The 13,419-nt window shown below is 43.4% G+C and carries 19 protein-coding genes; 1 reads left to right on the forward strand and 18 read right to left on the reverse strand.

Annotation, left to right across the window (positions count from 1 at the left end):
- Positions 1 to 4: 4 nt before the first annotated feature.
- The 18 genes from folD to N667_RS0100655 all read right to left on the reverse strand — a co-directional run bounded on the left by folD (position 5) and on the right by N667_RS0100655 (position 12,271).
- Positions 5 to 871 carry a bifunctional methylenetetrahydrofolate dehydrogenase/methenyltetrahydrofolate cyclohydrolase FolD gene (gene folD, locus N667_RS0100570; protein ID WP_027407745.1) on the reverse strand — a complete coding sequence of 289 codons (867 nt, stop codon included), beginning with the start codon at positions 869 to 871 and terminating at the stop codon, positions 5 to 7.
- A gap of 64 nt (positions 872 to 935) precedes the next feature.
- Entirely contained in the window at positions 936 to 1,328 is a 393-nt protein-coding gene (gene nusB / locus N667_RS0100575; protein WP_027407746.1) for a transcription antitermination factor NusB, read from the reverse strand.
- Positions 1,329 to 1,547: 219 nt separating this feature from the next.
- A complete protein-coding gene (locus tag N667_RS0100580; RefSeq protein WP_027407747.1) occupies positions 1,548 to 1,946 on the reverse strand; it encodes an Asp23/Gls24 family envelope stress response protein in 399 nt (132 codons plus the stop codon).
- A 17-nt stretch (positions 1,947 to 1,963) separates the two neighbouring features.
- A complete protein-coding gene (accC, locus tag N667_RS0100585; RefSeq protein WP_027407748.1) occupies positions 1,964 to 3,316 on the reverse strand; it encodes an acetyl-CoA carboxylase biotin carboxylase subunit in 1,353 nt (450 codons plus the stop codon).
- Positions 3,317 to 3,330: 14 nt separating this feature from the next.
- Positions 3,331 to 3,843: an acetyl-CoA carboxylase biotin carboxyl carrier protein gene (gene accB / locus N667_RS0100590; protein WP_035097698.1), complete on the reverse strand. Its 513-nt coding sequence runs from the start codon at positions 3,841 to 3,843 to the stop codon at positions 3,331 to 3,333.
- Positions 3,844 to 4,068: 225 nt separating this feature from the next.
- On the reverse strand, positions 4,069 to 4,650 hold the full coding sequence (locus N667_RS0100595; RefSeq protein WP_027407750.1) for a SpoIIIAH-like family protein: 582 nt from the start codon (positions 4,648 to 4,650) through the stop codon (positions 4,069 to 4,071).
- Between the two features lie 16 nt (positions 4,651 to 4,666).
- Positions 4,667 to 5,302, reverse strand: coding sequence for a stage III sporulation protein AG (spoIIIAG, locus tag N667_RS0100600; RefSeq protein WP_027407751.1), 636 nt, complete (start codon positions 5,300 to 5,302; stop codon positions 4,667 to 4,669).
- Entirely contained in the window at positions 5,286 to 5,912 is a 627-nt protein-coding gene (gene spoIIIAF / locus N667_RS0100605; protein ID WP_027407752.1) for a stage III sporulation protein AF, read from the reverse strand. Before spoIIIAF ends, spoIIIAG begins: the two co-directional genes overlap by 17 nt.
- 13 nt (positions 5,913 to 5,925) lie before the next feature.
- A complete protein-coding gene (gene spoIIIAE, locus N667_RS0100610; RefSeq protein ID WP_027407753.1) occupies positions 5,926 to 7,092 on the reverse strand; it encodes a stage III sporulation protein AE in 1,167 nt (388 codons plus the stop codon).
- A 14-nt stretch (positions 7,093 to 7,106) separates the two neighbouring features.
- Entirely contained in the window at positions 7,107 to 7,493 is a 387-nt protein-coding gene (spoIIIAD, locus tag N667_RS0100615; protein WP_035097707.1) for a stage III sporulation protein AD, read from the reverse strand.
- 18 nt (positions 7,494 to 7,511) lie between these two features.
- Complete coding sequence (spoIIIAC, locus tag N667_RS0100620; RefSeq protein ID WP_027407755.1) at positions 7,512 to 7,718, reverse strand: stage III sporulation protein AC; 207 nt, start codon at positions 7,716 to 7,718, stop codon at positions 7,512 to 7,514.
- 19 nt (positions 7,719 to 7,737) lie between these two features.
- On the reverse strand, positions 7,738 to 8,250 hold the full coding sequence (spoIIIAB, locus tag N667_RS0100625) for a stage III sporulation protein SpoIIIAB (protein ID WP_027407756.1): 513 nt from the start codon (positions 8,248 to 8,250) through the stop codon (positions 7,738 to 7,740).
- Positions 8,247 to 9,170 (reverse strand): stage III sporulation protein AA, encoded by a 924-nt coding sequence (spoIIIAA, locus tag N667_RS0100630; RefSeq protein WP_027407757.1) that lies wholly within the window; start codon positions 9,168 to 9,170, stop codon positions 8,247 to 8,249. Before spoIIIAA ends, spoIIIAB begins: the two co-directional genes overlap by 4 nt.
- Before the next feature lie 24 nt (positions 9,171 to 9,194).
- Positions 9,195 to 9,476 (reverse strand): YqhV family protein, encoded by a 282-nt coding sequence (locus N667_RS0100635; protein ID WP_027407758.1) that lies wholly within the window; start codon positions 9,474 to 9,476, stop codon positions 9,195 to 9,197.
- 120 nt (positions 9,477 to 9,596) lie between these two features.
- Entirely contained in the window at positions 9,597 to 10,154 is a 558-nt protein-coding gene (efp, locus tag N667_RS0100640) for an elongation factor P (protein ID WP_027407759.1), read from the reverse strand.
- Between the two features lie 26 nt (positions 10,155 to 10,180).
- Positions 10,181 to 11,242, reverse strand: coding sequence for a M24 family metallopeptidase (locus N667_RS0100645; protein WP_027407760.1), 1,062 nt, complete (start codon positions 11,240 to 11,242; stop codon positions 10,181 to 10,183).
- A complete protein-coding gene (gene aroQ, locus N667_RS0100650) occupies positions 11,230 to 11,688 on the reverse strand; it encodes a type II 3-dehydroquinate dehydratase (protein WP_027407761.1) in 459 nt (152 codons plus the stop codon). Before aroQ ends, N667_RS0100645 begins: the two co-directional genes overlap by 13 nt.
- A 73-nt stretch (positions 11,689 to 11,761) precedes the next feature.
- A complete protein-coding gene (locus tag N667_RS0100655; RefSeq protein WP_027407762.1) occupies positions 11,762 to 12,271 on the reverse strand; it encodes a YqhR family membrane protein in 510 nt (169 codons plus the stop codon).
- Between the two features lie 190 nt (positions 12,272 to 12,461).
- Here N667_RS0100655 and N667_RS0100660 point away from each other — a divergent pair, with 190 nt between their 5' ends.
- The gene (locus tag N667_RS0100660; RefSeq protein ID WP_027407763.1) at positions 12,462 to 13,403 is read left to right on the forward strand and encodes a DUF1385 domain-containing protein; all 942 of its coding nucleotides are present in this window, start codon (positions 12,462 to 12,464) and stop codon (positions 13,401 to 13,403) included.
- Positions 13,404 to 13,419 lie beyond the last annotated feature (16 nt).

The following is a 13,419-nucleotide window of genomic DNA, read 5'->3' on the forward strand; positions in this document are numbered from 1 at the left end:
TCGCTTATTGCTGAACTTGCCGATGCGCGTATTCCCGCGCTGCCTCTACCGTATTATGAAGAAGCATCGTAATTGTCATTGGTCCGACTCCCTTTGGAACAGGCGTCAAGTAACTTGCGATTTCCTTCACTTCTTCAAAACGGACATCTCCGCAAAGTTTCCCCGTTTCTAACCGATTGACACCGACGTCAATGACCACCGCTCCTTCTTTTACATGTTCCGCACCGATTAAATTCGCCTTGCCGACTGCGACAATTAAAATGTCTGCTTGGCGGGTGATTTCAGGCAAGTTCTTTGTTTTGGAATGGCAATACGTCACCGTTGCATGCTCACGTAAAAACAATTGACCAACCGGTTTGCCAACAATGTTGCTGCGTCCGACGACAACAACGTGCTTTCCGGCAATCTCAACGCCAAGCGATTGCACCATGAACAAAATGCCGTACGGCGTGCATGGAAGAAATGTCTTCTGTCCAACCATCATCCGTCCAATATTAATTGGATGGAAGCCGTCGACGTCCTTTTTCGGTGCGATCGCTTCAATGACTTTCAGCTCATTAATATGACTTGGAAGCGGGAGTTGTACTAAGATGCCGTGAACGGATGAATCATTATTAAGCTGTTTGATTTGTTCTAATAAAAAAGATTCTGTAATCGTTTCAGGAAAAGTCTGCAACGTCGAACGAATACCAATTTCAGCGCACGCTTTTTGTTTGGCTTTGACATACGAATGTGACGCTGGATTATCACCGACTAAAATAACCGCAAGCCCCGGCTCGATTCCTTCTCTTTTTAATTCTTCCACTTCTCTTGCCAATTGCGCCCGTTTTTCCTTCGCTAATTCTGTACCACTGATGATTTGTGCTGTCATCGTTCCAACTCCCCTTTTTAATGGTTTTATTTAATCTATACTTCTTTTAGCTGCCTTGCGCTTGTTATTTTTGCAACGCATCTTTCACTTTCGAAAGGACACCATTAATGAATCGGCCCGATTTATCATCGCCGAATTTTTTTCCTAATTCAATTGCTTCATCGAAGCTAACTTTGATCGGAACATCTTCTACGTATTTCATTTCGTATGTCGCCATTCGCAAAATCGAACGGTCTACATTTGCTACGCGCTCAAGCGTCCATTTTTCCAAATTAGCGCGCAACAGTTCGTCAATTTCAGCTTGATGCTCAATAACACCAAAAACAAGCTGCCGCAAAAACGGATCTTCTTCCCCTTCATTGACTACGCTTCGAATCGCTTGTTCCGGTTCAATGCGTCCGACATCAATTTGAAATAGAGCTTGCAACGCTTTTTCTCTCGCTGTATGTCGATTCATCTCACTTCACTCCTTTTTAATAACGAACATTTATGTGATGATCATACCATATTTTCGTGATAAACGACACTATAATCCGTACAAATCATCTAAGTGGTACATAAAATTATCGGATTTTCCTAACAACAACAAAAATACATCCGTCAAATAAGATACCAAACTTTAAAAAAAATACAAAGGGGGCTTTCATGATTTTATTCATGTGCCCCCTTTGTCCCCTTACTGCTCTGTGTCTTGTTCCGGTTTGGCCGCATCGAATTGGATGCCGACGATATGAACATTAATTTCGCTCGTTTCCAAACCTGTCATATTAAACAACGCTTGGCGAACGTTTTCTTGAACTTTTTTCGCCACGCTTGGAATCGAAATCCCGAATTGGACAAGGCAGTAAATGTCGATAACGACTCCTTCTTCTTTGACCTCGACTTTTACTCCTTTTCCGTGGTTTTTCTTCCCGAACCGTTCAACGACCCCCGCAGCAAAATTTCCGCGCATTTGCGCGACGCCTTCCACTTCGCTGGCTGCAATGCCGGCGATCACTTCGATCACTTCCGGAGCAATTTCCACTTTTCCTAAACCCGCTGGCTCTTGCTCAATGTCAAATACGTGTTCTGACACGTTTCACACCCCCTTTATCATGATTTCATAACATCATACATTTCAAGAAACTTCGTGTTGAAGTCTCCTTGCACAAATTTTTCGTGCTCTAATAATTTTAAGTGAAAAGGAATGGTTGTATGAATACCTTCGATTACAAATTCACTCAGCGCTCGCTTCATGCGCGCGATCGCTTCTTCCCTTGTCGATGCGTGTACAATGAGTTTTGCAATCATAGAATCATAATAAGGAGGTATCATATAACCCGGATACGCCGCTGAATCGATGCGCACTCCTAACCCTCCAGGCGGAAGGTACATTTGAATGCGTCCTGGAGACGGCATGAAGTTTTTCTCCGGATTCTCAGCATTAATGCGGCATTCAATCGCCCAACCGTTAAAGGTCACGTCGTCTTGCGTTAGCGACAGCTTTTCTCCAGAAGCGACGCGAATTTGTTCTTTAATTAAATCGACGCCTGTGATTAATTCGGTGACTGGATGCTCGACCTGAATGCGCGTATTCATTTCCATAAAGTAAAACTTTTTAGCGTTGTGGTCAAAAATGAACTCAACAGTTCCAGCGCCGGTGTAATTCACCGCTTTTGCCGCTTTAACCGCTGCTTCTCCCATCTGTTTACGCATTTCCTCGTCGAGAGCTGGAGACGGCGCTTCCTCAACAAGCTTTTGCAGACGGCGTTGAATCGAGCAGTCACGCTCTCCTAAATGGATCACATTTCCGTAAGAATCAGCAAGCACTTGAATTTCAACATGGCGGAAATCTTCGATGTATTTTTCAATGTAAACACCTGGATTTCCAAATGCTGTCGCCGCTTCTTGCTGAGTAATGTTAATTCCTTTGATCAATTCTTGTTCGTTGCGCGCAACGCGAATCCCTTTTCCGCCGCCGCCAGCCGTCGCTTTAATAATGACAGGATAACCGATTTCATTTGCAAGCGCCAATGCCTCATCGATGCTCTCGATAATTCCTTTCGAGCCGGGAACAATCGGAACACCCGCCTCGCGCATCGTTTCGCGCGCAATATCTTTAATTCCCATTTTTGTAATCGCTTCCGGACTCGGTCCGACAAACGTGATATTGCACTCGCGGCAAAGCTCTGCAAAGGCAGCGTTTTCCGCCAAAAATCCGTACCCCGGATGAATGGCATCACACCCTGTCAATGTAGCAACGCTCATAATGTTCGTAAAGTTTAAATAACTGTCTTTCGAAGCGGTCGGCCCGATGCAATATGCTTCATCGGCCAATTGAACGTGAAGCGCCTCGCGGTCCGCTTCTGAAAACACAGCCACCGTTTCGATGCCGAGCTCTTTACAAGCGCGGATGACACGAACGGCAATTTCCCCTCGATTGGCTACCAATAATTTTTTAATCATGGCCTGTTCTCTCCTTATTCAGGTTTCACAAGGAATAAAGGTTGTCCATATTCGACGAGCTGGCCATTTTGCACAAGAATTTCGACAATTTCGCCGTTAATTTCCGCTTCGATTTCATTGAATAGCTTCATCGCTTCAATGATACATACAACAGTATCTGACTTAATTTTATCTCCGACTTTTACATAAGGAGGTGAATCTGGAGAAGGCGCCGCATAAAATGTTCCTACCATCGGAGATGTAATTTTATGTAAATTTTCTACATTGACCGCTTCTTGTTTTGGTTTTTCCTCTTGTTTGACCTCTTGAACAGCGCTTGCTGGTTTCGCTGGCGCTTGCGGAACCTCTTCTTTCACCACCACTTTTGGCGCCGGCTCGACGACCGTTTTGACAACCGCTTCAACTGGAACATTTCCGTTCGGTTTTTTCATATGAACTTTTGTTCCATCATGCTCATAGACAAATTCTTCAATGCTAGATTGATCAATAAGTTTAATAATTTCGCGAATTTCTTGAATTTTCAACATCATTCACACCTCTCGCCCCAAAATTATGTCATACACTACCATCATACGACAGACCTTCCCTCATATTCAACGTTAGAATTAAATGATAGCCAAACTTGCTACCTAGTCATATAAACAATTATTATTATATAGCATTAAAATAATTTTTCCACACTAAAAATAGAATGCCCATATTTCCGAAAAAAAAAAGCCGGTTTCTTTCATGGAAACCAGGCTTTTTAGCATTTAGTTTGCCGGTTGGAATTCAACTGCGATATCTTGCATATCGCTAATTTCGCTTTTTACAAGCTGAATAATTTCATTGGCTGCTTTGGCGGAACGTTGTTTCGCTTTTACTGTTACTCTTACAGTGTCACCATCCGCACGGACAAGCACATCTTCATAGCCGCCTTTCGATTTAATTAACGTTTCTAACGTTGCTTCTTTTTCGGCAAGCGCTTCAAGTTTTTGAATCTTTTCATACGCATCGCTCTTTTGCTCTGGCGTTGCATTGGACGAAGCGACAATGGCATTTAGTTGGTCGCGCAGGCGGCTTCGCTCATCCTCAATTTGCATGCGCAGTTCAGTAAATACGTCATCGCTTGCAATGCTTGACGTCGCTTTTCCACCTTTCGCTTCTGTTTCTTCAACTGCTACATCGGCTCCATCTTTTGTTGTACTTTTCTTTCCGGTTTCGCTCGCTTTATTTTGCTCATTCATAAAAGCGACGCTGTCGTTCATATCTTTTGGAGCGGTTACGTAATATACGGATAGCACTACAACTAGGCTTAGCATTGTTAATAACCAAACTGTTTGTTTTTTTAACATCTTAATCGAGCCTCCCTTATTTTCTTGGTAATACTGCGACGCGGTAACTAGGCACGTTGAGAACGCGCGTCACCGCCTCGACAATCCATTGCTTCACCTGTAGATTGTCAGCCCCTTTGGCAACGACGAGAACCCCGCGAATGTCGGGTTTTTTAGTTGTGACGACAACGGGCGTTTCCTTTTCTCCATCGTGAACAATGACAACTTGTTCGTTAAACGAGTGATTTTCGATTTTCCTCTTTCCGCCTTCACGGTCGGTTTCATCGGTTGTTTGTTGCTGGGTAACCCGGTTTTTCTCAAGCACCTTTATTTCTGTAGCGTCGACATTGACAACGACTTTGACATCGCCCACTCCTTCAATATCCTCAAGTGCTGACTTCAGCTGCTCCTCATAACTTTTTTCATACTCGGCAATCACTTTCGCTTTCGTGTCTTTTTGGGATCCGAATGCCTCAACCGCTTCCTTATCAACCGATTGCTTCATTACGGCAGTTGTATCGGGTGATGACTCCTCATTTTTCCACAAATGAGGAATCATCATCAGCAGCACACCTAATAGCAGTAAAACGAATACGTAAAGAGGAGGTGCTTTTTTCTTTTCTCCTTCTCCCTTTTCTAATGGCGCTAACCACCGTTTAATGAACGGAAACATCCCCCCATTCCCTCCCCTCGATTTGTACGTCGATTTTTTCCTCTTGTACTCCCCATTTTGCTGAGAAAAACGAAGCGAGTTCTTTCTTTTGTTTTTCATCTTCTAGAGACTCATTCAGCGGCTTGATCGTATCAATAACGACCGGTTGAATAGCTTCTTTTTCTCCTGCTTTTCTTACGGTTACTTTAACTGCTTGAATATCATCAGGAGTTGGCAATGATTCGTTTTCTTTTGTTCGAAAAGCAATATTCTCTACTTCCAATCCATACTGCTTCATCAACTCCTCAGCTACTTGTTTTTTCATCTGGACAGCCATTTGTTCTAAAATATATGCACGTTGTGAGGCTTGTATTTCTTTTTTCTTCTTTTCTATTTCATTTTTCACCGTTTCTGCTTGTCCATATTGCCCCTCCTTTACAGCTGCAATAAGGCGATCGGCATCAATGGAGAAAATGCGCAAAAGAGGCGACAACATGATGAGAAGAAGGATGAGCCCAACCGCCATTTTTATATATTTTTGAAAAGAGGAAGAAGGAAGCAATAAGTCGATAATGATCGCAAATAGAATAAACATAATGATATTTGTAACCCATTCCATAATCGCATTCATTTTCTTCCCCCCTTCAACGAACCATCATTGCAATATTTCCAGCAGTAATAATGACAGTTAAACTGAGAAAAAACATCAGTGATACAATAGCAAGGGCGGCAAAAATATACATGATGCTTTTGCTGATAATGCTTAAACAAGAAATGACGGGACCGCCGCCAAGCGGCTGCAGCACGGCCGCGGATAGTTTGTAAATAAAAGAAATGACTAAAATCTTTAGAGCCGGAAACGCAGCGATAATGAAAATGATGGCTACTCCAACGATTCCAACTGTGTTCTTTAGAAGCATCGACGCTGTCACAACAGTATCAGCCGCATCCGTAAACATTTTTCCTACAACAGGAATAAAGTTTCCCGTTACAAACTTCGCTGTTCTCAAAGCAATTCCATCAGCAACCGCTGATGTCGTTCCCTTCACGGACATCACACCAAGAAAAACCGTTAAAATGACGCCAAGTGTCCCCAGCGCGACCTTCGTAAATAAATCGGCAAGCTGCGTCACTTTATAATGTTCTGACATTGTGCTGACGATGCTTAACAGCGCTGCTAGAAATAGCAAAGGCAACGTTACGTATTCAACAACAACTCCTGTAGTATTCATAAGAAAAAGGATAATTGGATGAAAGAAAGCCGCTGAAATAAGACCTCCCGAAGAGGCTAACAACGCCAGTAACAGCGGCACCATCGCAATCATAAAATGCGTCATCGTCTGAATCGCCTCATTGGCGTAGTCCATAGCTAATCGAAAACTATTCAAAGCGATGATAATAAGCACCATGTAGACGACAGCATAAGCCACTTTGCTCACCGCTTGCTGTTCAAAAGCCGTTTGCAAAGATTGCAAAAACATGCTAAAAACGGTCAATAAAATGAGCATGCCTAGCAGTTTAACATTTGCCTTCAACTCATAAATGAGGAACTTCAACAGCCCGGTCAACCAATCTTGAAGCGACCACTCTTTCTGCCCTTGCAAAAACTCAACGAGCGATCCTTTTTGACTTTCGGGCAAAAACCCTCCGTATTTCGTAACAATGTCATTCCAATATTGTTGGATTTCATCCACCCTAAGCGCTTCGAGTTGTTTTTGCATTACTTGCTGGTCGTTAGGTGCGGCTTGTACAACATACGGCGAGAAAAAAAAGAGAGAAATAAGAAGAAGTAAAGCAAGCTTTTGTCTCAATCCATCACCCCCGTTCACGACGACGGAATTAGGCCGATGACCGTTTCAATAATGGCCGTTAAAATAGGAATGGCCATCGCCAAAATCAAAATTTTTCCGCCTAATTCAATTTTTGAGGCGATCGCTCCTTGTCCGGCATCCTTGGAAATTTGCGCCGCAAATTCGGCAATATACGCAATGCCAATGATTTTCAAAATAGTTTCAAAGTAAACCATGTTCACCTTTGCATCTGAAGCTATTTTCTGCAGCATATGAAGAATAGCGCTAATTTGATCAATTAAAAAAAGAAAGATTACGCATCCAACAAATACTGTTAATAAAAATGCAACGCTTGATTTTTGCTCTTTTAGTAGAACCGCTAAAAATGTCGCAATTAGTCCTAACCCGACAATCTGCAGCATTTCAATGGCTGCTCCCCCCTAACTTTGAAACAAGAATACATCTTTAATCTTTTGAAATAAATCGCTAACAATGGAAGCGACCATAAATAAAATATAGATAAATCCGAGGAGAGTGACCCATTGGGCGTACTCTTTTTTCCCCATCTGATCAAGCACCGTGTGCAAAAATGCAACAACGATGCCAACTCCTGCAATTTTAAAGATGATATCGACATCGATTCCCATAACCGCTTTCCCCCTGTGTTTAAATCAACAAAATAACAAGCAAAAGCCCAGTGAGTATCCCTAAACTTTTCGCCATTTTCTCATAACGGGCTTTTTTATCGAGAGCGTCTTGCTCCTCTCGCTCAAGATGAACAATGGCTAGGGCGATTTGTTTTTGCTGCGCCATCCGATCGTATTGTCCTAGCGTTTCTCCAAATTGCTTCATTACTTCAAACTCCCCATGCTTTAGTGCTGTCGCTTTCCACACGTTTCGCAAACTTTCTTCCCATGCCTGTTTGACAGTCGTTTCTCCCGTTTGCAATGCCTCGGCAAATTGCGAAAAAAAGCGGGAAAACGGAAAGGAAAGCTGCTTCGCCAAATGTAAAGCTGCTTCTGCTAAAGGGGTATGACCGTACATAATTTCTGCCTCTAGCGATTGCAATGCCACTTTGAGTTGCCGGAGCTGGCGGGGACGTTCGCTAAGCCGACGCGCCGTTTCAAATCCTGTCCACGTTGTTGCTAACAAAATGAGAAATGCCCCGATCCATCTCATCTTCTCACGCTCGCTTCCAGCAGCGCTGCTCCATTTTCATCGATAATACGATGAACGGTCCCCGGCCCTTTTTCGTTGGTGAGTTCAATAAAGCGTGTAAAAATGCGTTGCTCGATCATAAAACGCAAGGTAGGGCGCTTCGATACATCATTCCAATCCTTTCCGTGGACAGTCGTAAAGACGCTTACTCCAGCGTGAACAGCTTCGAGCAACGCTTCGCTGTCCTCTGAGCGTCCAATTTCATCGACAACGAGCACATCAGGGCTCATTGACCGAATCATCATCATCATTCCTTCCGCTTTTGGGCAGGCATCAAGCACATCAACTCGGTTCCCTAAATCAAATTGCGGAATGCCTTTGACGCATCCGGCAATTTCCGAGCGTTCATCGACGATGCCCACTTTTTTTGAAGGAATTTTTTTCGTCGGAATGCCATTGCTGATCATTCGGGCAATGTCGCGAAGCAGCGTCGTTTTCCCCGTTTGCGGGGACCCGATAATCATCGTATTGCACCAACGGCCGTTATATACGTATGGAACCAATCGGTCGGCAATTCCGATTTTCTGCCGGGCGATGCGAATATTGAATGAAGTGACATGGCGAATCGCTTTGACGTTCCCACTTTCAGTAATAACTTTTCCAGCTAGTCCAACACGATGTCCTCCCTGAACCGTGATAAACCCCCGTCTTAACTCTTCGTCCATCGCATAAATCGAATAGCCGCTTAACTTACTGAGAAGATGCACGCTATCTTCAGTAGTCACTTCATATGGAAGGAAATGAGGAATTCCTTTGACAATGATCTCTAACGGTCGTTGAACCCTGATCCGGATTTCCTCAATATCTTCTCCCCACGAGGATGGCAGACGTGAAAGAGCATCAGCAATCGTTTTTGGCAACATTTCAATGATCGCTTGCATACGTCCCCTCCTTTACCATTGTTCTCATTTATAGATTCCAAATAAAATACATCCCACTCCAAACGCAATCCATAGCAATTTCGAAAACGAAAGCTCGTCCGCCACTGAAAGAAGCCCGATTGTCATTGTGACAACAAAAATGATCGGACCAACAACAGCAAGCATTGCGTTAACAGCCACCGCTTTTTTCACATCATTGAGAAAAAGCATCACTAAAGCCGCGGTTAATTCGATAGTTGCTGATAATAATCGCATGCCGGCCATAGATAGAACAGCCGAATCGATCATCGATAACCACCGTTTCATCAGTTCCTCCTGCTACTAATAAAATGATTAGTACAAACGTATGCAAAAGCCATCTATTTCAGAAGTGGTTTTTCGGACAAAATAAAAAACCCCTTGCTAAAAAGCAAGGAGTTCAAACCGTTATGCGCGAGAAACATACGTCCCGTCTGTTGTATTAATAATGAGAACATCTCCTTCATTGACGAAGAACGGCACTTGAACGACAAGTCCAGTTTCTAACGTCGCTGGCTTCGATCCGCCGGAAGCCGTATCACCCTTAATGCCTGGCTCTGTTTCAACAACTTTTAGTTCCACAGTGTTTGGAAGTTCCACACCGATCGTCTCGCCTTGGTACATCATGATGAATACTTCCATATTTTCTTTTAAGAACTTCAATTCATGTTCGATTTGCTGAGAAGAAAGTTCGATTTGCTCATATGTTTCCGTATCCATAAATACGTGTTGATCGCCGTTTGCGTATAAATATTGCATTTTGCGATTATCGATTTGCGCACGGTTTACCTTTTCACCAGCGCGGAACGTTTTTTCTTGAATCGCTCCTGTGCGGAGATTGCGAAGTTTAGAGCGAACAAACGCCGCACCTTTTCCAGGTTTGACGTGCTGGAACTCGATGACGCGCCAAATGTCGCCATCCGTTTCAATTGTTAAGCCTGTACGAAAATCGTTCACTGAAATCATTGACGAATGTCCTCCCACTTACAGTATTATAAAATAATCAAATCTTTCGGCGAGCGGGTCAGCGATTCATTACCGTCCGTGGTGACAACGGCATCATCTTCAATACGCACGCCGCCAAGGCCTGCTATGTAAATGCCAGGTTCTACCGTCACAACCATTCCTGGTTCTAACACGATGTCGGAACGAACCGATAACGCTGGTCCTTCATGGATTTCAAGGCCGATTCCGTGACCCGTGGAATGCCCAAAATATTCGCCGTACCCTTGTTCAGCGATATAGTCACGAGTGAGCGCATCCGCTTCCCGTCCAGTCATCCCTGGTTTAATGCCGGCCATTCCGCGCAATTGGGCTTGCAATACGACATCGTAAATCTTTTTCAACTCATCGCTCACATCCCCGACAGCTACAGTCCTTGTAATATCGGAGCAATAGCCTTTATAGTAAGCGCCAAAATCGAGCGTGACGAATTCCCCTTTTTCAATGACTTTATCAGTTGCCACTCCGTGAGGTAATGCTGAACGATAGCCTGATGCAACAATAATATCAAATGAAGATGAAGTTGCGCCCTGCTTCCGCATAAAAAATTCCAATTCATTGGCAACTTCGATTTCTCGTACGCCGGGACGAATAAAGCGAAGAATATGTTCAAACGCTGCATCAGCAATCTCCGCTGCTTCCTTTAATATCTTAATCTCTGATTCGGACTTAATCAAGCGTAACTTTTCGATGACCCCAGAAACAGGGACTAGTGTCGCCCCTACTTCTCTTTCGTATACTTGGAATGTCGCATATGACAAATGCTCTTGCTCAAAGCCGAGCTTGGTAATCCCAAGCCGGGCCGCTTGTTTGGCAACCTCTTCAATCACCAAACCTGTATGTTGAACGATTTCAAATCCTTCCACCTGCTTAGAAGCTTGTTCAACATAGCGAAAATCTGTAATAAAAACCGCGCCTGATTTTCCGATGACAGCTGCTCCAGCAGTGCCTGTAAAACCTGTCATATAACGGCGATTATAGGTGCTTGTAATCAGCATTCCATCGATGCCATATTCATTAAATCGCGCCCGCAACTTCTCTATTTTTTCCAAACTCTCTCTCCCCCTTCTGCTTGTTCCAATAGCGCTAAAATCGCAAGTCGATACCCAGCAAAACCCAACCCGACGATTTGTCCGGACACTACCGGCGCAATGACCGATTCGTGGCGAAACGGCTCACGGGCATGAACGTTTGAAATATGTACTTCAATAACTGGGACATTCACACTGGCAATCGCATCGCGAATCGCATAACTATAATGAGTAAATGCGCCAGCATTAAGAATAATGCCGTCATACGTTCCCTCGGCAGCATGAATTTGTTCGATAATTTCCCCTTCAAAATTGCTTTGAAAGCAGCTTAATTCCGCTTCGTACTGGGATGCAAAAGAGATGAGCTGCTGCTCTAAATCGGACAACGTATCGCTCCCGTAAATATGAGGTTCGCGCTTTCCAAGGCGGTTTAAATTGGGACCGTTAATGACAAGAAGACGAGCCATCTTTGCAACTCCTTTAAATCGAATCGAAAGAATGTTCAAACAATGTTATTTTACCATAAATCGCCTTCTGTCACTACTCATTTCTTGCTTGTTCCTGCATATATTCGCTTTCTTGGGCTTCAAATGAAATAGAGTAACCGATAAATAAGCCGTAAAGTATATACAAACAAATGGTAGTAATCACTGTGTTCCGATCGAGTTCAGCAACGGAGCGCAATCCGGGAACAAGCGGATTCAACACATAAAAAACGATGATCCATAACGCAACGCCGTAGCCAATGCCCGCCCACATACTTTTTATTTTTCGAAGCGACACATAATAAACGAGAGCTACTAATATAGATAATAAGCCAATAAGAAAAATGGCAAGGTAATTTCCCCTTTTTCCATATTTCCAATCGCCGATATCCCAAGGGAGCAAGAGCATATTTGGACTTATTTCTGTAAAATGAAAAAAATACGCTAAATATCCTAGAAGACTCCAAAACACGCCGCCAACAAAACCAGTAATCATCGCCTTCAACAGCAACGACATCGGTTGTTCGCGCTTATTTTGCTCTAGCGTTTGCTGATGGTCTTTCATTGAATTTTGTCACCTCCTTTTTTAGTATGGCCTTTAGCACAAAAACTCATGAATTATTTTGAAAAAAGCTTGTTTCGCACGTCTATTCATTTTTATTTTTGGAAATGATAATCGTATCATCAACCTAGAGGTTTCTGGCTATTTCTTGTAGAATAGAATAATAAATTAAGAAATAGGTTGGTGTAAACAGATGAAAAAAGCAATGAAACCGATATACGGCGGTCAAGCGGTCGTTGAAGGTGTCATGTTTGCCGGCAGGAACCATTCCGTTACGGCCATTCGGCGAAAAGACCGAACGATCGAATATTTTCATGTCCCCCGTCAAGTGAATTCAAAATTAGCGTTTCTCAAAAAAATTCCGTTTATTCGCGGGATTGTGGCTATTTTAGAAGCAAGTGCTAACGGTTCGAAACATCTTCAATTCGCAAGCGAACGCTATGATGTCGATCCGAAAGATGATCATACGTTAAGTGAAGCAAAAAAAGAAGAATCAAAGTGGTCCCTCGCCTTGAGTGTAGCGGCTATTGGAGTGCTGTCATTTTTATTCGGAAAATTTTTATTTACTATTATCCCTGTCTTTTTGGCTAATTTCACAAAACCGCTCTTTCCGTCCAATCTGGCGCAAATTTTTATCGAAGGGGCTTTTAAGTTGCTGCTTCTTCTATCATATATTTACTTCATTTCGCTAACTCCGCTCGTTAAACGAGTGTTCCAATATCATGGGGCGGAGCATAAAGTTATTAACGCCTTTGAAAGCGGCGCACCGCTCACTGTCGAAAGCGTGCAAAAGCAATCGCGGCTTCACTATCGATGCGGCAGCAGCTTTATCTTATTTACCGTTATTGTCGGCGTATTTGTCTATATGGTCGTTCCGACAGATCCACTTTGGGTGCGAATTGTTAACCGTCTGGCGCTCATTCCTGTCGTGCTCGGTATTTCGTTTGAAGTGCTGCAGTTTACAAATCGGCTTAGAGATGTTCCAGTTTTACGCTGGCTTGGTTATCCCGGTCTATGGCTTCAGCTGTTGACAACGAAAGAACCTAGCGATGATCAAGTAGAAGTAGCGATCGCTTCGTTTGAGGAGCTGCTTCGTTTAGAAAATGGACACGAAACAACAAAAGCCGTCCGTTAATTTGTAAGGGAGGTGG

This window comes from Anoxybacillus tepidamans PS2, from assembly GCF_000620165.1.
GTDB classification, from domain to species: domain Bacteria; phylum Bacillota; class Bacilli; order Bacillales; family Anoxybacillaceae; genus Anoxybacteroides; species Anoxybacteroides tepidamans_A.